This is a genomic window from Rhizobium sp. BK196 (assembly GCF_014193255.1).
In the GTDB taxonomy this organism is placed as follows: domain Bacteria; phylum Pseudomonadota; class Alphaproteobacteria; order Rhizobiales; family Rhizobiaceae; genus Rhizobium.
In genome coordinates this window covers 156,447-176,703 of record NZ_JACHZB010000006.1, presented here as the reverse complement: position 1 = coordinate 176,703, position 20,257 = coordinate 156,447, and the positions used below count along the sequence as shown (strand labels likewise).

At 60.4% G+C, this 20,257-nt stretch carries 16 protein-coding genes; 12 read left to right on the top strand and 4 right to left on the bottom strand.

Going from position 1 to position 20,257, the window contains the following annotated elements; all coding sequences use genetic code 11:
* Positions 1 to 44: 44 nt before the first annotated feature.
* Positions 45 to 1,091, bottom strand: a complete 1,047-nt coding sequence (locus FHT78_RS20305) for a LacI family DNA-binding transcriptional regulator (RefSeq protein WP_183748035.1) — start codon at positions 1,089 to 1,091, stop codon at positions 45 to 47.
* A gap of 184 nt (positions 1,092 to 1,275) precedes the next feature.
* Here FHT78_RS20305 and FHT78_RS20300 point away from each other — a divergent pair, with 184 nt between their 5' ends.
* The 8 genes from FHT78_RS20300 to FHT78_RS20265 all read left to right on the top strand — a co-directional run bounded on the left by FHT78_RS20300 (position 1,276) and on the right by FHT78_RS20265 (position 13,281).
* Positions 1,276 to 3,201, top strand: coding sequence for an ABC transporter substrate-binding protein (locus FHT78_RS20300; RefSeq protein WP_183748033.1), 1,926 nt, complete (start codon positions 1,276 to 1,278; stop codon positions 3,199 to 3,201).
* Positions 3,202 to 3,287: 86 nt separating this feature from the next.
* Complete coding sequence (locus FHT78_RS20295; protein WP_183748032.1) at positions 3,288 to 5,396, top strand: alpha-amylase family protein; 2,109 nt, start codon at positions 3,288 to 3,290, stop codon at positions 5,394 to 5,396.
* A gap of 96 nt (positions 5,397 to 5,492) precedes the next feature.
* Positions 5,493 to 6,479 carry an ABC transporter permease gene (locus FHT78_RS20290; RefSeq protein WP_183748031.1) on the top strand — a complete coding sequence of 329 codons (987 nt, stop codon included), beginning with the start codon at positions 5,493 to 5,495 and terminating at the stop codon, positions 6,477 to 6,479.
* A 10-nt stretch (positions 6,480 to 6,489) separates the two neighbouring features.
* Positions 6,490 to 7,677 carry an ABC transporter permease gene (locus FHT78_RS20285; protein WP_183748030.1) on the top strand — a complete coding sequence of 396 codons (1,188 nt, stop codon included), beginning with the start codon at positions 6,490 to 6,492 and terminating at the stop codon, positions 7,675 to 7,677.
* Positions 7,678 to 7,687: 10 nt separating this feature from the next.
* The gene (locus FHT78_RS20280; protein ID WP_183748029.1) at positions 7,688 to 9,397 is read left to right on the top strand and encodes an ABC transporter ATP-binding protein; all 1,710 of its coding nucleotides are present in this window, start codon (positions 7,688 to 7,690) and stop codon (positions 9,395 to 9,397) included.
* A 10-nt stretch (positions 9,398 to 9,407) separates the two neighbouring features.
* Positions 9,408 to 10,187, top strand: a complete 780-nt coding sequence (gene otnI / locus FHT78_RS20275) for a 2-oxo-tetronate isomerase (RefSeq protein ID WP_183748028.1) — start codon at positions 9,408 to 9,410, stop codon at positions 10,185 to 10,187.
* Positions 10,188 to 10,194: 7 nt separating this feature from the next.
* Positions 10,195 to 11,070 carry a 2-hydroxy-3-oxopropionate reductase gene (locus FHT78_RS20270; RefSeq protein WP_183748027.1) on the top strand — a complete coding sequence of 292 codons (876 nt, stop codon included), beginning with the start codon at positions 10,195 to 10,197 and terminating at the stop codon, positions 11,068 to 11,070.
* A gap of 108 nt (positions 11,071 to 11,178) precedes the next feature.
* Positions 11,179 to 13,281, top strand: coding sequence for a beta-galactosidase (locus FHT78_RS20265; protein WP_183748025.1), 2,103 nt, complete (start codon positions 11,179 to 11,181; stop codon positions 13,279 to 13,281).
* A gap of 321 nt (positions 13,282 to 13,602) precedes the next feature.
* Here the strand turns inward: FHT78_RS20265 and FHT78_RS20260 are convergent, their stop codons facing one another.
* Positions 13,603 to 14,013 carry a nuclear transport factor 2 family protein gene (locus FHT78_RS20260; protein ID WP_183748024.1) on the bottom strand — a complete coding sequence of 137 codons (411 nt, stop codon included), beginning with the start codon at positions 14,011 to 14,013 and terminating at the stop codon, positions 13,603 to 13,605.
* A gap of 17 nt (positions 14,014 to 14,030) precedes the next feature.
* The gene (locus FHT78_RS20255) at positions 14,031 to 14,357 is read right to left on the bottom strand and encodes an avidin/streptavidin family protein (protein ID WP_183748023.1); all 327 of its coding nucleotides are present in this window, start codon (positions 14,355 to 14,357) and stop codon (positions 14,031 to 14,033) included.
* A gap of 247 nt (positions 14,358 to 14,604) precedes the next feature.
* Here FHT78_RS20255 and FHT78_RS20250 point away from each other — a divergent pair, with 247 nt between their 5' ends.
* Positions 14,605 to 15,741, top strand: coding sequence for an ROK family transcriptional regulator (locus tag FHT78_RS20250; RefSeq protein WP_183748022.1), 1,137 nt, complete (start codon positions 14,605 to 14,607; stop codon positions 15,739 to 15,741).
* A gap of 15 nt (positions 15,742 to 15,756) precedes the next feature.
* Here FHT78_RS20250 and FHT78_RS20245 read toward each other — a convergent pair whose 3' ends face one another.
* Positions 15,757 to 16,803, bottom strand: a complete 1,047-nt coding sequence (locus tag FHT78_RS20245) for a Gfo/Idh/MocA family oxidoreductase (protein WP_183748021.1) — start codon at positions 16,801 to 16,803, stop codon at positions 15,757 to 15,759.
* 276 nt (positions 16,804 to 17,079) lie between these two features.
* Between FHT78_RS20245 and FHT78_RS20240 the strand changes: the two genes are divergently transcribed.
* The 3 genes from FHT78_RS20240 to FHT78_RS20230 all read left to right on the top strand — a co-directional run bounded on the left by FHT78_RS20240 (position 17,080) and on the right by FHT78_RS20230 (position 20,233).
* A complete protein-coding gene (locus FHT78_RS20240) occupies positions 17,080 to 18,378 on the top strand; it encodes an ABC transporter substrate-binding protein (RefSeq protein WP_183748020.1) in 1,299 nt (432 codons plus the stop codon).
* 86 nt (positions 18,379 to 18,464) lie between these two features.
* A complete protein-coding gene (locus FHT78_RS20235) occupies positions 18,465 to 19,394 on the top strand; it encodes a sugar ABC transporter permease (RefSeq protein WP_183748017.1) in 930 nt (309 codons plus the stop codon).
* On the top strand, positions 19,391 to 20,233 hold the full coding sequence (locus FHT78_RS20230; protein WP_183748014.1) for a carbohydrate ABC transporter permease: 843 nt from the start codon (positions 19,391 to 19,393) through the stop codon (positions 20,231 to 20,233). The genes FHT78_RS20235 and FHT78_RS20230 overlap by 4 nt, the downstream gene beginning before the upstream one ends.
* Positions 20,234 to 20,257: the final 24 nt, after the last annotated feature.

Sequence of the window (20,257 nt, the reverse complement as noted above, 5' to 3'; positions counted from 1 at the left end):
CCGGGTGCACGTCCGGTATTAGAGATCGACCGGTCGCTGTATGTCTACAAGGTCAGTCGCGGTGTTACTAGCACTTCGCCAGCCTCGTTCGAGAGGGGTTGAGCGCGGCAAGGCCCCGCAGAACGACGCTCGACGATGCGTGAGGCAATCATGACACGCCGGGCCGGCATGCCGGGCAGTCGTGGATTCTCGATGCGTTCGAGGAGCAGCCGGAGGCCGACGGCGCCGCCTTCAAGTCCTTCCATCTTTACCGTCGTCAACGGCGGGGAAATCTGGGTGGCGGGCGAAAAGTCGCCGAAGCCGACGACCGAGACGTCATCGGGAATGCGATAGCCCTGGCCCAGCAACTCGGAAACCACCGTCAGCGCCAGACCGTCATGGGCACAGAAGAAGGCTGTCGGATGAATACCCTTTGTCTTGAGGTCGCGGAAGGCTTCACTGAAACCGGCCTGCTCATCGAACCGCAGCACATGCAGTGTGACATCCTCGCAGCGTTCGGCGATCTCCCGTGCGCCGTAAAAGCGCTCGCGGCGGCCTCGGAAACCGGGCGTGCCATTAACATAGCAGATCGACCGATGGCCGAGTTCGATCAGATATTGAAGCACCGCCTGTCCCGCCTCATGGTCCGTGCCCGTGATCTGGTCAGCTTGCTCCAGCGGGTCAACCCAGCCGAAACGCACAATCGGCACCCCGATTGCCGTTGCTGCGGCGATTGCCTCCCGGTCATGCGGGCCGACAAGCAGCAGCCCGGCGCAGGAACGTGCCAACTCCTCAAGCTGATCGGCGCTATGCGTCCAACGGATGCGCAGTGCCATGCCTAGCCTATGCGCCTCACGCTGCACGCCATTCTGGATCTGCATGTAGAGTTCGCTGTTGACGGCATCGAGATCGTGGAAAACGACAGCGATATCGCTTGTCTGGGATTGGCCCGCAGGACGTGTGTAACCTAATCGCTCTGCCGTCGCGCGGATCAGCGCGCGTGTCTCGTCACTGACGCCACTCTTGCCGGCCAACGAGCGCGACACCGCGTATTTCGAGAGGCCGACCTCTCGCGCGATCGTCTGTAAGGTAACCCGCCCCCTGCTTCCCACTCTCCACCTCGCTATTCACCCGGCGCTCGGACCGCTTCGCTACACGCTCTTTGCCACGATTGCAAATTTTTGCAATAACGAAACATAACGCTTTACCTAACAATATCCAAATGTATTCTCTTTGTTATCCGAGCCCGAGAGCAAAAATAACGATAACGGCTGAGGATTTTTGGAGGAGAACCCTATGATCAAGCTGAAACGTCGTGCGTTTCTGGCCGGAACTTCGGCCGTTCTGATCCTGCCGGCCCTGCCGGTTTTCGCCGCTGACTTCAAAGAAGCGGACATTCTGAAGGAGAAGGTTTCAAGCGGCGCGCTGCCGGCCCTGAAGGACCGGCTGCCGGAAAATCCGCTCGTCATCAAGCCTGTCGAAAGCGTCGGAAAATACGGCGGCGACTGGAACATGGCGCTCGTCGGCGGCGGTTCGTTATCTATGCTGTTCCGTTATCAAGCCTACGAACCCTTGCTGCGCTATACACCGGACTGGTCGGGCGTCACACTAAATGTCGCCGAAGCCTTCGATAGCAATGCCGACTCTACCGTCTATACCATCCGCCTGCGCAAGGGCATGAAATGGTCCGACGGGCAGCCCTACACCACCGCCGATGTCAGATTTTGGTACGACACCGTTCTGACCGACAAACGCGTGGCCGCCACAGGGCAAGGCCACTGGAAGAGCGGCGGCAAGCCCGCGAAGCTCGAAATCGTTGACGAACAGACGTTTAAAGTTATCTTCGCCCAACCTAACGGTATGTTCCCGCTACAGATTGCCTGGGCCAATAACGACCAGACGACGCGCTGCCCGAAGCATTATCTCGAGCAATTCCATATCGATTTCAATCCGAAGGCCGATGAACTGGCCAAGGAGCGCGGCTTCGAAAGCTGGATTGTCGCCTTCCAGACCGCATCGGGTTTCCGCGACGACAACGCCTTCTTCCTGAACTCCTCGAAGAAGCCGTGCCTGCACGCCTGGATGTTCACGACGGCGCCCGGCGAAAATACCGAACGTGCTATCGCCGAACGCAACCCCTTCTATTGGAAGGTGGATACGGAGGGTAATCAACTCCCCTATATGGATCGCATCGTCTACCAGATGGTCGCCGATCCGCAGGTGCTGCTCTTGAAGGTCATGCAGGGCGAAGTCGACCTGATGGACCAATATATTGCCACACCGAACAACAAGTCGGTGCTCTACGATGCGCGCGAGCAGGGCAAGTATGATTTCTACACGCTGACTTCGACCGAAGCCAACGTGATGAACTTCATCTTCAACCTGAACCACAATGACGAGACTAAGCGCAAGCTCTTCCGCAACAAGGATTTCCGCGCAGCCCTCTCCATGGCGCTCGACCGCCAGTCGCTGATCGATGCCGTGCTCGTTGGCCAGGGCGCTCCTGCCCAGCCGTCCATCAAAAAGGGCGATCCGCTCTATAACGAGCAGCTTGCCACCCAGTTTACGAGCTACGATGTCGACAAGGCGAATGCCATGCTCGACACGTTGATCCCGAAGCGCGACGACCAGAACTTCCGTCTCGATGAAAAGGGCCGCCGCCTGACGGTGATCTTCGAGATCGACCAGGCGCGCGCCGTCTTCCTCGATCTCTTCCAGCTGGTCATTCCGATGTTCCAGGCCGTTGGCATCGATGCGCAGATGCGCACAATGGACCGTTCGCTCTGGGAAACCCGCGTGCGCCAGGGCCGCGATTTCGATGCGACGGCTCACCAGTTCGGTGCCAATGGCGGTGTCGCCGCCATGCTCGATCCGCGTTACTATGTGCCGACGGATTCGAACGCTATGTACGCTCCAGCCTGGCAGCTCTGGTATCTCGACCGCAACAATGCCAATGCGGAAGAGCCGCCGGAGGAAACGAAGAAACAGCTTGAGCTCTACGACAAGCTGAAATCGACCTCCGACCCCGCAGGTCAGCAGGAGATCATGAAGCAGATCCTGCAGGGCGCTGCCGACAACTTCTATGTCTTCGGCATTTCCCTGCCGCCGGATGGCTACGGCATCGTCAAGAACAACATGAAGAATATCACCAAGACGATGCCGAACTCCTTCGGCTGGCCGACTCCCGCTCCCACGATGCCGGAGCAGTTCTACAAGGTCTGATGGCCTGCGACAGCAATGATGCATTCCAGGCGCCGGCTCTACCGGTCGGCGCGATGGCCTTCTTTTGCCAATGATTGGGTGAGACGATGCTCGACGCCAGAAGACAGAATACCGACACGCTGCGCTCGCCGGACTGGTTTAAGACCGCGACCCGCTGGACCCAGCTGACCTTCGTGGAAGACGACCCGGAAAAATACGATCCGGCCTTCTGGGTCGATGTCTTCAGGCGCACGAGATCCAACGCGGTCTGCCTTAGCGCCGGCGGCTACATCGCCTATTACCCGAGCGAAGTGCCCTATCACTATGTGAGCAAATATCTGGGTGACAAGGATATTTTCGGCGCGCTCGTCGATGCCGCCCGCAAGCTCGACATGCATGTCATGGCCCGCGTCGATCCGCACGCCATTCACGACGATGCCGCCAAGGCGCATCCCGAATGGGTTATGATCAATGCCGACGGCACGCCGCGCCGCCACTGGGCCTATCCGGATGTCTGGGTCACCAATGCCTATGGTGATTACAACACCGTCTTCATGCCTGAAGTGGTCAAGGAGATCGTGCGCAAATACGATATCGATGCGGTCTTCGCCAATCGCTGGCAGGGTCACGGTGTCGATTACAGCGAAGACAGCGCGCGCCGCTTTAAAGATATGTTCGGCCACGCGCTGCCGAAGAAGCCGGATGCCGACGACCCGGCCTGGCAGGCCTGGCTACAGTGGCGCCGCCGGGTTCTGACCGACATGATCGCCCAATGGGACGATGCGGTCAAAGCGATCCGCCCGCATGCGAGCTTCATCCCGAACATGGGCGGCGCCTCGCTCATGGAATTCGATCTCTCGGTCATCGCCAAACATTGCCCCTTCCTCGTCGTCGACCATCAGGGCCGCAAGGGTCTGGAACTCGGCTGGTCGGCCGGGCGCAACGGCAAGCGCATTCGCGCCACCTTCCCCGACCGCCCGGTGGTGCTCATCACCTCGATCGGTCCGGAAGAGGAATATCGCTGGAAGGATGCCGTTACCTCGGGCGAGGAAATGCAGCTCTGGATCAATGATGGCACGGCCCACGGGCTTTATGCCTGGTTCACCAAGTTCAACGGCGTCGTACCCGACAAGCGCTGGGTCGAACCGGTCGCCGATGCCTTCGCCCTGCAGGCGGCCGTCGAGCCTGTCCTGGAAAGCATGCATCCGACGGCAGAAATCGCCGTCATCGACCCCTCGACGACGCTCCGCCATTGGGCGCCGGAAGAGCGCCACAACGCTGAGAAGCACGATCTCGGCTTCTATCATGCCCTCGTCGAAGCCCGTCTGCCCTTCGAGCTTCTCTCGGATCAGGTTCTGACCCAAGGAAACCTCGACCGCTTCAAGCTGATCATCCTTGCCAACGCCTCCTGCCTTTCGGATGCGCAGAACGCGGCGATCCGCGCCTATGTCGAGCGTGGCGGTAGCGTCCTCGCTTCCTACGAAACGTCGCTGCGCGACGAATTCGGCAAGACGCGCGCCGACTTCGGCCTCTCAGACGTGCTCGGCGCCAAATTCGTCTCCGGCCCGCGTGGCATCGTTAAGAACACCTATGTGGCGCTCTCGGGCGATCATCCGGTCAATCAAGGCTATGAAGGTGCCGAGCGCATCATGGGCGGCACGCGTCTTATCCACGCTGATCCCATCGGCAATGCGACGGCGCCCTTTCTCTACGTGCCCGACTTTCCGGACCTGCCGATGGAAGAAGTCTATCCGCGCAAGGCGCCGGAAGGTGCTGCCGTCATCGTCCGCGAAACCGGCAAGGGTGGCCGCACCGTCTACATCCCCTGGAATATCGGCGAAATCTTCTGGGAGGTCTTTGCCGTCGATCATGGCAAGCTGCTTGCCAATGCTATCAGCTGGGCGCTCGGCAAGACGCCACGCGTGACCGTAGAAGGCCCCGGCGTCATCGACATTGCACTGCGCGAAAACGCCGAAGGAATTGCGCTCAGCCTCTTCAATCTCACCAATCCGATGATGATGAAGGGCCCGATACGTGAAAATTACCCTCTGGCGGCCCAGACGGTTTCGGTGGAAATTCCTCCGGGCAAATCGGTGGCCAAAGCATGGCTTGTTATTACCGACCGCGCCGCAAATTTCAGCGTCAAGGACGGCCGTGCACAGGTGGAGGTGCCCGGCATCGAACGGCTGGAGGTGCTGCACCTCACCTGGAAATGAGGTCTGAAGCGCTTTCGGCCTGAAGGGGCCGAAAGCGGATGGAGATCCGAAGGAAGCGCCTGATCGGGCGCTCTCAACGGGAGGAGAAACATTTCGATGCTTGGCTATATTTTCAAGCGCGTGCTCTACATGATCCCGACGCTGATCGGCATGTCGCTGATCTCGTTCCTGATCATCCAGCTGCCGCCGGGTGACTACCTGACCTCGATGATCGCGACGATGAGCGACAGCGGCCAGGCTGTCGATCCTGCGCAGATCGAGCGGCTGAAAGAGATCTACGGCTTCGACGACCCCTTCTATGTCCAGTATCTCAAATGGATGTGGGGTATCGTCAGCCGCGGCGATTTCGGCTGGTCCTTCGAATGGAACCAGCCTGTCTCCGGCCTCATCTGGGCACGCATGGGCTCGACGCTGATCATCTCGCTCTTGAGCCTTCTCTTCGTCTGGATCGTCGCACTACCGATCGGCATCTACTCCGCCGTGCGCCGCCATTCGATCAGCGACCACGTCTTCACCTTCTTCGGCTTCATCGGTCTCGCCGTACCGAACTTCATCCTGGCGCTGACACTGATGTATGTTGCCTATCGCTATCTCGGGCAGAGCGTCGGCGGCTTCAATTCGCCGGAATTTGCCGAGGCGCCGTGGAGCCTTGCCAAGATCGGCGATTTCCTCGCCCATCTCTGGATCCCGATCATCATCATCGGCGCCTCGGGCACGGCCGCCCTCATCCGCATCCTGCGCGCCAATCTGACGGACGAGTTGCACAAGCCCTATGTCATCACCGCTCGCGCCAAGGGCCTGCCGGAATACAAGGTGATCATGAAATATCCGGTGCGTATTGCACTCAACCCCTTCGTCTCGGCCATCGGCTGGGTGCTGCCGCATCTCGTCTCTGGTGTGACGATCACCGCCATCGTCCTGAACCTGCCGACCGCAGGTCCTCTGCTCTTCCGCGCGCTGGTCTCACAGGACATGTATCTCGCCGGCAGCTTCATCCTGCTTCTCTCGGCGCTGACCCTCGTCGGCATGCTCCTGTCGGACTTGCTGCTTGCGCTGCTCGATCCGCGCATCCGGTTCAATTGAGGAGGCGCCGATGACGCACGAAACATTCGCAACCCATACCGGCCCCTTGAACGTCGCCGCCGACGGCCCCTCGATCAGCCCACTGAAACAAGGAAAGACCGTCTCGACGGCCGCCATCGGCCCGTGGCGGCTGATTGCCGGCAAGCTCACCCGCCAGAAGGTGGCGATGGTCGCCGGCGTGATCATCCTCCTGCTCTATCTCATCGGCCTCTTCGCCGAATTCCTGGCGCCTTCCCTGCCCGCAACCTCGAAGCCGCAATATACCTATGCACCACCGCAGGACCTCAGCTTCTTCGTCACCAAGCCGGATGGCAGCTCCGAATTCAACTTCCATGTGAAGGGCTACAAGGTGGAGATCGACAAGGTGGCGCTGCGACGCACCTTCGTCGTCGACGACACCAAGGTCGTGCCGGTCGGCTTCTTCGTCAAAGGCCCGGCCTATTATCTCTGGGGCCTGATCCCGATGACCACGCATTTCATGGGCCCGATCAACCCCAATGACCCGATGTACCTGCTCGGCGCCGACCGCCTCGGCCGTGATGTGCTCTCGCGGCTGATCTATGGCACCCGCATTTCCATGTCGATTGGTCTCGTCGGTGTTGCCATGTCGCTGGTGCTCGGCGTCGTGCTCGGTTCGATTTCCGGCTTTTATGGTGGTTGGGTCGACACGCTGATCCAGCGTGTCATCGAAGTCGTCAGTGCGATGCCGACCATTCCGCTCTGGCTCGGCCTTGCAGCGGCGATCCCGCTCACATGGTCGCCGGTGAACGTCTATTTCGTCATCACCATCATCGTCTCGCTGCTTGGCTGGACAAGCTTGGCCCGCGAAGTGCGCGGCCGCTTCCTGGCGCTACGCAGCGAGGACTTCGTTACCGCGGCGAAACTTGACGGCTCAAGCGAGGCACGGCTGATCTTCCGCCACATCCTGCCCTCGTTGACGAGCCATATCCTCGCCGTCGTCACCCTCGCCGTACCGACGATGATCGTCGCCGAGACCTCGCTCTCCTTCCTCGGCATCGGCCTGAAGCCGCCGGTCGTCAGCTGGGGCGTGCTGCTGCAGGACGCCCAGAATATCCGAACCGTCGCAACCGCGCCCTGGCTGCTGATCTGGCCGTCTCTGGCAGTCGTCATTGCCGTCCTGTCCTTCAACTTCTTCGGTGACGGCCTGCGCGATGCAGCTGATCCCTATGACAATTGAGGAGGTTGCCATGACCGATCTTCCTGATGACGTCGTTCTCTCGGTTGAGAACCTCTCGATCGATTTCCGCCTGCGCACGCATATCCTGCATGCTGTCGAGGATGTAAGCTTCCAGCTGAAGCGCGGCCAGACTCTCTGCCTCGTCGGCGAAAGCGGCTCGGGCAAGAGTGTCACGGCCCGCTCGCTGCTGCAGATCGTCGATAAGCCCGGCAACATCGTTGGGGGCCGCATCCTTCTGCGCAGCGGCAGCGAGATCACCGATATCGCCACGCTTCAGCCCGGCAGCCGCGCCATGCGCGAGATCCGCGGTCGGCGCATAGGCCTCATCTTCCAGGAGCCGATGAGCTCGCTGTCGCCGGTCCACACGATCGGCTCGCAGATCGTCGAGGCGATCCGCCTGCACAGCAATCTCGACAAGAAGGCGGCGCGCGCCCGCATGGTCGAGTTGCTGCGCCAGGTGGAAATCCCCAATCCCGACAAGATGGCCGACCGCTACACATTCGAATTCTCCGGCGGCATGCGCCAGCGCGCCATGATCGCCATGGCGCTCGCCGGCAATCCCGATATCCTCATCGCCGACGAGCCGACCACCGCTCTCGACGTAACGACACAGGCGGAAATCCTCGACCTCATCAAACGCCTGCAGGTCGACCGCGGCATGGCGATGCTGCTCATCACCCACGATATGGGCGTGGTGGCGGAAGTGGCCGATGATGTCGCCGTCATGCGCTTCGGCCACATCGTCGAGCGCGGGCCGGTCGATGCGATCTATCATGCCGCCACCCATCCCTATACGCGCCAGTTGCTGGCCTCGACGGTGAAGCTCACCCATCACGTCGAAGGCAGACTTCCGCCCATCGCATTGTCGTCGGAAGCGCCGCAGCCGATCCTGTCGGTGCGCAATCTCAGCAAGACATTCGGCTGGCATGGCAATGCAAACACGCTGCGCGCCGTCGATGACGCCAATTTTGACCTCTATCCCGGTGAAAACCTTGGCATCGTCGGCGAAAGCGGTTCCGGCAAGACGACGCTCGGCCGCCTGATCCTGCGCACGGTCGAGCCGACGACCGGTACCGTCCTCTATCGCGACAAGGATGGCAGTGAGACCGACGTCACCAGGCTCGGCAAGAAGGAGCTGCGCAACTTCCATCGCGAAGTCCGACTCGTCTTCCAGGATCCCTTCGCCTCGCTCAATCCACGCATGACTGTCAAGGAAGTGATCGCCGATCCGCTGATCGTCAACGGCCTAGCCAAGGGCAAGGCGCTGGAGGATCGCGTGGCCGAACTGATGCGCCTCGTCGGCCTCGATCCGATGGGCATGGAGCGCTATCCGCACGCCTTCTCGGGCGGCCAGCGCCAGCGCATCGGCATTGCCCGGGCGCTAGCGCTCGATCCACGCATCATCATCGCCGATGAGGCGACCTCGGCGCTTGACGTCTCGATCCGCAGTCAGATCCTCGATCTGCTGCTCGATATCCGCCAGCGGCTGAATCTGAGCTTCATCTTCATTTCCCACGATATTTCCGTGGTACGCTATTTTTGCGACCGTGTGGCCGTCATGCATCGCGGCAAGATCGTCGAACTCGGCGAAGCAGAGCAGATCTGCACCGCGCCGCAGGAAGCCTATACGAAGAGCCTCATTTCAGCCGTCCCCAATCCCGACCCACGCGACAAGCGCATGCTGCACCGGCATCGGTTCGTCGCTCCCGCCAATGCCTGAGGATGTTCCAGTGCCGAAATTTTCCGCCAATCTTTCTTTCCTCTATCAGGATCTTGCCTTCCTCGATCGTTTTGCCGCCGCCGCAAAGGACGGCTTCGGCGCTCTCGAATATCTCGGCCCCTATGCCGAACCGAAGGAGAAGGTCGCCGAAGCTCTGAACGCAAACAACCTGAAACAGGCTCTCTTCAACGTACCCTCCGGTGATTGGGCCGGCGGCGAACGCGGCATCGCCTGCCTGCCGGATCGCATCGAGGAATTCCGTAGCGGCATTTCGCTGGCGCTTGACTATGCCAAGGCGCTCGCCTGTCCGCAGGTCAACGTCATCTCCGGTCTCGTGCCTGATGGTGCCGATCTCGCAACGCTGGAAAAGGTGCTGGTCGAAAACCTGAAATATGCCGCCGAGCGCGCGGCCGACGCCGGCGTGAAGCTGCTGATCGAGCCGATCAATCTGCGCGATATTCCCGGCTTCTTCCTGTCGAACACCGACCACGCCGAGCGCATCCTCGAAAAGGTCGGCTCCGACAATCTCTACATCCAGTACGATTTCTACCACATGCAGATCATGCAGGGCGACCTGATCCCGACCTTCACAAGGCTGCAGGATCGGATTGCCCATGTGCAGATCGCCGACAATCCCGGCCGTAACGAGCCCGGTACGGGCGAGATCAATTACGGTTTCATCCTCTCCGAACTCGACCGCCTCGGCTACGACGGCTGGGTCGGCTGCGAATACAAGCCCAAGGCCGGCACCAGCGAAGGCCTCGGTTGGATGAAACCCTATCGGAAGTGAGCGTCATATGAATATCGGTTTTATCGGACTGGGCGTCATGGGCCGCCCGATGGCGGAACACCTGATCGATGCCGGCCATACGCTGCATCTGAGCCGCGTGAGGGAAGCCTCGCAGCACCTCGTCACCAAGGGCGGCAAGGCTGCCCACAGCGCAAAGGCTGTCGCTGAAGCCTCCGACATCATCATCCTGATGCTGCCGGATACGCCCGACGTCGAAGCCGTTCTCTTCGGCGAAGATGGCGTGGCTTCCGGTCTTTCCGCCGGCAAGTTGGTCATCGACATGAGCTCGATCTCGCCCGTCGCCACCAAGGGCTTTGCCAAACGCATCGAAGCGCTCGGCGGCGATTATCTCGATGCGCCCGTCTCCGGTGGTGAGGTCGGCGCAAAGGCCGCCTCGCTAACGATCATGATCGGCGGCAAGGATGAGGCCTTCGAACGCGCCCGCCCCCTATTCGAGAAGATGGGCAAGAACATCACGCTCGTCGGTGGCGTCGGCGACGGCCAAACGGCCAAAGTTGCCAACCAGATCATCGTCGGCCTCACCATCGAGGCCGTCTCAGAAGCCCTTCTCTTTGCCAAACGCGCCGGCGCCGACCCGGCCAAGGTGCGCGCAGCCCTGATGGGTGGCTTCGCCGCCTCGCGCATTCTGGAAGTCCATGGCGAACGCATGGTCAAGGAAACCTTCGACCCCGGTTTCCGTATCCGCCTGCACCGCAAGGACATGACGCTGGCCGTCGATGCCGCCCGCGCGCTCGATCTGTCGCTGCCGAACACGGCCGCCACCCAACAGCTCATGAATGCCGCTGTTGCCAATGGCGACGGTGAACGCGACCATTCCGCCCTCATCCGTACGCTCGAGCTCCTCGCCGGAGGGCCACGCTAGATCAGGATCACCTAGAACACCCGGACGACATCTTCGATTGCCTCCTGCCGGAGTCACGTCTCCGGAGGGCGAAGCCATGTCCGGACATCGATAGAGAAGGACAGGACAATGCTCAGAAACGATATCCAATTCCCTTTCGGCGCCGTCTATTTCCGCAAATCAAACCCGCCGCGCGACGATTGGGAACGCGACTATACGACGGCGGGCGAAGATGGTCTCAACATCTTCCGCCACTGGTTCATGTGGGGCGCAATCGAGGTCGCCCCCGGCGTCTACGACTGGGAAGAATATGACCGCCAGCTCGATCTCGCCGCCAAGAACGGCATCAAGACGGTTATCGCCGAGCTCATTCATGCGGTGCCCGACTGGGCGGTGCGCAAATATGCCGATGCGCTGCAGGTCAATGCCGACGGCACCAAGCTCGGCTCTTACATGGGCGTTTCGGCAGCGACCGGCGGCTTTTCCAACAATGGTGGCGGCGCCGGCGCGCTGACGCTGAACTGCCCGGAAGTGAAGGAAGCCGCAGGAAAGTTCCTGACGGCACTCGCCACGCGCTATAAGGACCATCCTGCGATCTACGGCTATGACGTCTGGAACGAGGTCAACTATTCCGCCGATGTCGATTACAGCAGCTATGCCAAGGCCGCCTTCCGCAAATGGCTGGAAAAGAAATATGGCAGCCTGAAAGTGCTCGCCAAGGCCTGGCACCGCTACAGCTACGCCGAATGGGAGGACGTCGAGCCGCCGGTCCACATGGCCCCCTATGCGGAATGCATCGACTGGCTACAGTTCAAGCGCGACAATTTCTACGACCAGATGCAGTGGCGCATCGACACCATCCGCGCCGTCGATCAGAAGAACGTCATCGCCGCGCATGGCATTTCCGGCGCGATCCCCAACATGGCCGCCAATGGCTGCGACGACTGGCTCGCCGCCTCCAAGGTGGAAATTTACGGTTTCACCTGGATCCAGGCCCGCAAGGGCACCGAGCCTTGGAAGACTTGGTATGGCGTCGACATCAACCGCGCCGCCGCCCGCGGCAAGCCCTTCTGGCATGCCGAGCGCCAAGGCGGCCCGCTCTGGCTGCAGCCGCAGGTAATCGGCCGCGACAAGGAAGACGGCCGTGTCGCCGAGCCCGAGGATATCCGCATCTGGAGCATGACCTCCTTTGCCGGCGGCGCTCGGGGCGTCCTGAACCTGCGCTGGCGACCGCTGCTCGACGGCCCACTCTTCGGTGCCTTCGGCGCCTATGGCATGGACGGCAGCCGCACGGCGCGGTCCGACATGCAGAGCGCCATGGCAAAATGGGCGAATGACCCGGCTCAGAAGAAACTGTGGGATGCGAAGCCTGTGCGCGGTGAAGTCGGCATCCTCGTCGTCCCCGAAACGCAGGAATGGGACTACCTGCTGAATTACGACCGCAAGGAAAAGCCCTATCCGGAAGCCATGTGGGGTGCTTACCGCGCCTTCCTCGCCCAGGGCCTGCAGCCGGACTGGGTGCATATCGACGATATCGACACCTACGATTTCCTCTATTTCCCCTACCCGATTATGTTCACCGCCGAGCAGGCAGCCCGCCTGAAGGCCTGGGTGGAAAAGGGCGGCACGCTGATTGCCGAAGCCTGCCCCGGCTATTTCGGCGACCGCGGCCATGTCGGCCAGGTGCAGCCGAATATGGGGCTTGACGAGGTCTTCGGCGCCCGTGAGGAAGAAGTGGAATTCATGCCCGACATCGGGGATCGCATCCATTTCAAGTTCGACGGTATGACCGTCGATGGCGGCGGTCTCCTGCAATCCTACCGCCTGACCGACGGCACCGGCCGCGGCGCGTTCGATGGCGGACGTCTGGCTGTCGTCGAAAATCGCTTCGGCAAGGGCCGCACCCTGCTGATCGGCACCAACCCCTCCGTTGCCTTCTTCCGTACCGATGGCAAGGCCAATGCCGCGTTCTTCGCCGAACTGGTGAAATGGAGCGGCAGGACGCGCCATGTGGCGCTTTCCAACGATGCGGTCTACGCCCGTGTCCACAAAGGCGAAAACGGCAACTTCCTATGGCTGGTCAATCCGACGCGCAAGGCGCAGACGACGACCGTCACCCTTGCCGATGGGAAGCTGTCAGGCGGAAAGCCTGCCTGGCCGGTGGAATACGTCTATGATGCAGATAGCATCGAGATCCCCGCTCGGGACGCATTGATCCTGCCGCTCGACTAGTCAGATCGGCGATTAGCAAGCTTGAGGAACCGCACGAGCTGATCGCCGCAAGGCCACAGACGCGCTGATGCGCATGATGGACTAAGAGAAGCTATCTATCTCGCCGAGGCCTCCGAAGCACTTTGTCCCCACCGAACATCGCGCACGGTGGGAGAAACAGCCAGACTGGGTCGCGCGGCCCGGAACTTCGGCTGGACATTGCCTTTTGACGATCCGGCCGATGCTTTTTTACCCATTCGAGCTAGTGCTGCCGATCTGTTGACCAGCCGGAGCGATCGCCGTCGGGAGAGGAGCCTTCCGACCACGCCTCGCCATCCAGCCTTAGCCGGATTTCGCCAAGTCGGCATGCCGATGGACGAGCTTCCACTCGCCATCCTCCCGCCGGAATACCTCAGTCACGCGAAGGGACATCGGAACAGCCTCGCTCTTCCCCTCCAGCATCGCCTTGGCATGTTGAAGTCCCGTCCAGAAACCGATGTCGCCGCTTTCAGCAGATTGGAGGACTTCGAACTCGCCGGTGCTTCCGTCCTTGAAGGAGGCGGCACCTTTTCTGTTCGCTTCGTTGACAGCCTGTGCGCCCACAATGCGCTCCCCGGAAGGCGGAAAGAACGTGGCGGGATCGTGCGACGTCGAAATGTCAATCAAGGTTTCGCTGCTGCCATTAATGTAGTCGAGCGAAACGCTTTCGCGACGTTTCATGAACTCCTCGAAGCTTTCGTTTATCACCGGCATGACCGTTCCTCCTCGGTTCAATTGCGACGCTCGAACGTGTCAGTATTCGTGATGACCGCCTTCCACCACGGCCCGTCGTCGGCGACATAGTGCCAGGCCGTTTCAAGGCGCCCTTCCCGCAGAAGCCCCGTGTAGGCCACGGCCATGTCGCCGGCTTTCCCCTTGCAGACGCTCGCAAACGAAATGCAGTTTCCGCTCGCTACGCCGACGATCGGAACTATCTCGCCGTAAAAGCCGCTGTCCTCCAAGGCCGTCTCGAATGTCCCGGATATCCTACCGACCGCGTCGTCTTCGATCCGAACGACCGATCCGTACTGGTTGACCCACGTGCCTCGCCAATCCATGAACGTCTCCAAATGCAATGCTGCGACGTGGCAGGAACGCGTGATGAATGTGTTTGTTCGTCGAGCCAGTTCTGCGCAGTTCTCACGGCAGGATATGAGGATTTGCGCCAGCGTCGCGCGTGGAGCCGGAAAAACCGTCATTTATGTTGGAAAGGCTTTGTTTAATGTCGACGGGAATCAAAGGCTTGTGGTCTGTTTTCTCGTTACCTGTGATACACAGGCATTCAGGTGCTTAGGGAACACGGTCATGCGGTATCTTCGATCCGGGCCGCGGCGACGTCAGACAGAGGAAACGGCCGTTACGCGGGGTAAAACAATCGGTCTGAGGTCGGGAGAAATCGCCGACAGAAATATCCGCGTCATCCTGGAGGCGATTCGCCGGCACGGCCCGCTGACCCGCATGGAACTCGGACAGCATTCCGGGCTTACGGGGCCGGGCATTACCAATATCCTGCGCCGCCTTAGTGACGGGGGCCTGGTGACATCGCACCGGCGCAACGGAGCGGGCAGCGGTGCAACCGCCACCGAATTCGCATTACGCCCCGACGGCGCATTTTCGATCGGCGTCAAGGTCCGCCATAGCAGGGGCGAAGCCGTGCTCATCGACCTCAGCGGCCAGGTCCATGATCGCCAGTACTTTCCCCTCATTCCGGCAGCGAGAGCGCCCTCGGTCCTTTCAGTGGTCCAGACGATGACAAGGAAGCACGCGGGCATGCCGATCATCGGCCTGGGGATCGGCTCAAACGACTGGACCGCGCAGGAAAGCGATGAGCTTGAGGCTGCATCCGCGCTTCCCGTCAGTCACGTGGAAAACGAGTGCACCGCAAGCCTCCTTGCCGAGCGTACTATCGGCGCGCCTGCCCCCGAAGGCGGACTGGCGATGATCATCATCGATGAAGATGTACAAGCCGGCTTCCTCGTTCGCGGCATCCCTTATTCAGGCGTCCACGGACGCGCAGGCAGCATCGGTGAGATGCTGACAGGCCCCGACAATGTACGGCTTAACACGGTGGTCGGTTTCGGCGCGCTGCGCGCTCTGGTCGGCGATGATGAGTTCGAGCGCCTCATCTCTGGCGATGAGTCCTCTTCCCCTCAATTGACGCAGTGGATCCGCGATGCCGCAAGCCACCTGCTCGACCCCATTATAGCTATGGCCGGCTTTATCGCGCCTGGTGTCATCATGATCGGCGGCGACCTGCCGCGAAGCGTGATCGAGGCGCTGATCCACCAGCTCTCCGTCGAACGGCGCGACACATCCAAGCGTCCCTTCCTGACGCCGTGGATTTCGCCGATGAAGCCGGCAAGCTTCAGCGGCGGCGGCGTGGCGCTGGGGGCGGCGTTGCTGCCCTTCCTCAACACCCTGCTGCCGCCGGTATCTGCCTAAACGGCCCGCGTCAGCTCAGCCAAGCGCCTGGTCTTTATGGCTGATATCGGAAGCAAGCGCCTTGTCGAGCACCTTCTGGATATTCGCCGCCCTGCGGAACGATGGTTCCTGCGTCTTGCCTGCCCTCACCGCCTGGACGAAGCGCTGGTAGTTGGTCTCGACCGCGTCGAAGGGAATATCGCGCCATGTGGCGGTATGAACGTCTTCACCAAGGCAGGCGCGAAGTGTCGACTTTCCAGTATCGTAGATCATTTCGATCGAACCGGTCTCGCCATAGACTCTCAGACGCAGCTGATCCATCTGGCCGGCGGCGGTTCGCGTCGCCTGAATGGTGCCGATCGCACCCGTCGTGAAGTCGACATTCATCGTGAAACTGTCATTCGCATCGAGATCATATTCGCCGATCTTGTGGCCTGGTGCCTTGTTGAAGGTTTTCAGCCGCGCGAAAACGTGGGCGACATCAAGCCCTGAACCGTAGGACGCGAAATCCACGATGTGGATGCCGATATCGCCGAGCGCGCCATTCGATCCATGCTTTTTACTAAGCCGCCACAGCCATTTGCTTTCGGTTTTCCAGTCACCCCAATGCCGACCGACGAGCCAGCTCTGCAGGTGCGATGCCTCGACGTGCCGTACCTCGCCGATCTCGCCGGCAAGCACCATCTGCCGACCCTTCTGCAGCGCAGGCGAATTGCGGTAAGTGAAGTTGACCATACCGACCTTCCCGGCCTTCTCGACGGCCTCGGTCATTTCCATCGCCTTTATGGCGTCTGTCGCCAGCGGCTTTTCGCAAAAGACATGCTTACCTGCCGCAATTGCCTGAAGCGTCGTTGGGTGATGAACGCGGTCGGGCGTGACATTGGCAACGGCATCGAACTCGCCCCAGGCGATAGCTTCTTCCAGCGAACTGAAATGGTTTGGAATACCGTGCTCCGAGCAAAAGGCCGCCAGCCGCTCCGGCACGACATCGACGCCGCCCACGACGCTGACGCCTTCAATCGCCTTGAAATTCGCCGCATGCTGGTTGGCCATGCCACCCGTGCCGAGAATGAGTAAGCGCATCTGATCCTCCATAGATGTCAGGTTCGGCTATCCTCACATAGCCGAGGCAAAACCTCTCAACGCCATCGCTGGTGGCGGAGTGGTCGGTTTTTCATGATCTGGAAGTGCGGCTGCGGTCCGCTAACTTGTGTTGAATGTCGCCGGCATCTCAATCCTCCCAATGCTGCGGCTTGACATCAAATCAAAGTAACTTAATCTAATTAATGCAGCATGGAAATGAGGAGAGGTCAACCGACCACCAGGCTGTATCCGTTTAAAATGGGGAGGAGACCCATCATGAAGAGAGCGTTCGTCAGCGCGTTAGCGCTGAGCACAATGTTATTTTCAGTGCCTGCCGCATTTGCCCAGGAGCTTGCGACAAAAGACAGGATCGGCGCTGCAGATGCGCCAAAAACCCTTATCGTCCGGCTCACCAACGACAGCCCGAACAATTCCGACCCCAATATCGCGGAGGGTTACCAGAAACTCTTTGTCGACTTCATCAAGAAGCATCCCGACTGGAAATTGCAGATGCAGTTCATGTCCTCCGACATCGGGACGGAACAGGCCAAGATGCTGGAGCAGGCCAAGGCCGGCAACGCGCCGGATTGCGCTGCCGTCGACTCCTTCGTACTCTCGCAGTTCATGGTCAATAAGGTGCTGGCGGATTTCACGCCCTATTTCTCCAAGGAAGAAGTCGAGGATCTCTTCCCCTTCATCCGCAGCGGCATCACCGACAAGGATCAGACAATCCGCGCCTGGTGGTGGGATACGGACCTTCGCGTCCTCTACCGCAACAAGTCCATCGTCGCCGATGCGCCGCAGACCTGGGACGACCTGAAGAAGGCCGCACTTGCCTCCACCAAGGAAGGCATGGAAGGCGTCCTCTTTAACGGCGGGCGCTGGGAAGGCACCACCTTTGACTGGCTGGCAAACTATTGGGCGCTCGGCGGCAAGCTCGTCGACGACTCTGGCAAGCCGGTCTTCGGCGAAGGCGAGAACAAGGAGAAATTCCTAAAGGCGCTGAACTACTTCAAGGATCTCGTCGATTCCGGTGCGGCCCCTAAGCGCGTCACCACCATCGCCAATTATGACGACATGAACGCGGCGGCGGCAGCGGCGACGACGGCGCTTTTCATCGGCGGCAACTGGCAATATGCGCAGCTGAAGGCGACGCTTGACGAAGAGGAATTCAAGAACTGGACCTTCTCGCCAATCCCCGGCCCGACCGCCGATCAACGTTCCACAGGCACCGGCGGATGGACGGTCGCATCCTTCAGCAAGGACAAGGACAAGGTGGAAATGTGCGCCAATCTTGCCCGCGAGGTCTATATGGGGCCGGCCAATGCGCTGCAGCAGCAGCTGCCAACGCGGAAATCGCTCTTCGACAAGTATGAGGTCTTCTCGACGGAAGCCAACAAGACGTTCGCCAATGCGCTGGTTAACGGCCAGGCGCGTCCCGGCGTACCGATCTATCCCGAGATCTCGAACCAGATCCAGATCATGATGGGCGACGTGCTCTCGGGAACGAAGAAGCCGGAAGAAGCTCTGGATGCCGCATTCAGCGCGGCGATGGAGGCCTACAAGCGCCTCTGATCCCGCGCATTTCTGACGCTTCAGATTACGACGGCGCCTGCCTTTTGAGGCGCCGTCGACAGTGTCAAACCCGGACAGAGAAGCCAATGAGCCCTATTGCCATCGAGGCTGACAGCCCGCCTCAAAGCAGAACGTTCATGCGCCGGTTCGCCGGTGCCCCCCTGCCCTGGATCATGCCCGTGATCGTCGTCATCGGCATATTCTACCTTTATCCCGTCATCGACGTTTTCCGGCTTTCCTTCACCAATGCGACGCTGATCGGCGAAAATCAGGACTATACGCTGGGTTCGATCGCCAATGCGCTCAGCTCGCCGCAGCTGCCCGACATTCTCTGGGCGACGCTGATCTTCGTCGGTGGCAGTGTCATCGGCCAGCAGATTCTCGGTCTCGCGGTCGCTGTCACCGTCATCCGCGGCGAAAAGCGCGGCCTGTTCGGCACCACGATTCTCAGAACGACGGCGCTGGTCGCCTGGGTCGTGCCGGGCATTGCCGGCGGTATCATCTGGCAGATGCTGTTTTCCGAAGCGCCTTATGGCGCACTGAACAGCATTTTGAGGCTGATGCACATGCCGACAGTGGCCTGGCTTTCGGATCCGGCGATGGCGCCCTGGTCGACACTGATCTCAAACATCTGGCGCGGCACGGCCTTTTCGATGGTCGTGATGTATGCGGCGCTGAAATCGATCGATCCCTCGCTCTACGAAGCCGCCGAGGTCGACGGCGCCAGCGCCTCGCAGCAGTTCTTCTTCGTGACGCTGCCGCAGCTGCGCGCCGCAATTCTCGTCAACATGATCCTGATCACCATCCAGACGGTCAACACCTTCGATGCGATCATCACGCTGACAGGCGGCGGACCGGGACGCGCGACCGAAGTGATCTCGCTCTACGTCTTCAACATCGTCTTCCGAAACTACGATCTTTCCGGCGGCAGCGTGCTTTCGGTGCTGATGCTGATCATCAGCCTCGGCCTGGCCTTCGTCTACGCGTCGTTCCTGCCGAAGGAGGAAGAGCAATGAGCAGACGCACAGGAACACCGCTCGGCGATGCCATGAGTTATCTCTTCATGCTGGTGATGTTCGTCTTCTTTGCCGGCCCCCTCACCTATCTCCTGTCGATGGCGCTGCGTGACAAGCGTGAGGTCTATCGCGGCGCGGCGCGTTATATCCCCGACAATCCCACAATCCAGAATTTCATCACCGTTCTCAACAACAGCTATTTTCCAATTTATCTCTGGAACGGCCTGAAGCTTGCGGCCTTGAGCGGATTCGGCGTGCTGATCGTTGCCTTGCCTGCCGCTTACGCATTCTCTCGCTTCCAGTTCCGCGGCAAGGGCCTGTCGATGATGGGGCTCCTGCTTTTCCAGATGATCTCGCCGCTCGTAATCATGGTGCCGCTCTATCGCTACATGAACCGTCTCGGCCTGCTCGACACCCATTTTGCCGTCGTCATGGTCTATATCGCGCTCGGCGTTCCCCTTGCGACCTGGCTATTGAAAGGCACCGTGGACGGCATTCCGCGTAGCCTCGACGAAGCCGCGATGATCGACGGCTGCAACCGCTTCTCGGTCTTCTGGCGCATCATCCTGCCCTTGTCGGCGCCGGGCATTGCCTCCGTCTTCATCATCACGGTGATTGCCGGCTGGTCGCAATTCCTAGTGCCTTTCCTGCTGCTCACTAAAAATGACCTGATGCCGATCGGTGTCGGAATCTTTAACTTCCGTGGCATGCAGACCGACTCGTCCATCCAGCTGCTTGCGGCCGCCTGCCTGATTTCCGTCGTTCCGGCGATCGTGGCCTTCCTGTCGCTCCAGAGGCTGATCCTCGGCGCCATGACCAGTGGCGCTGTGAAGGGATAGAGCCGGGTTGCGTGTCTGTGGCTG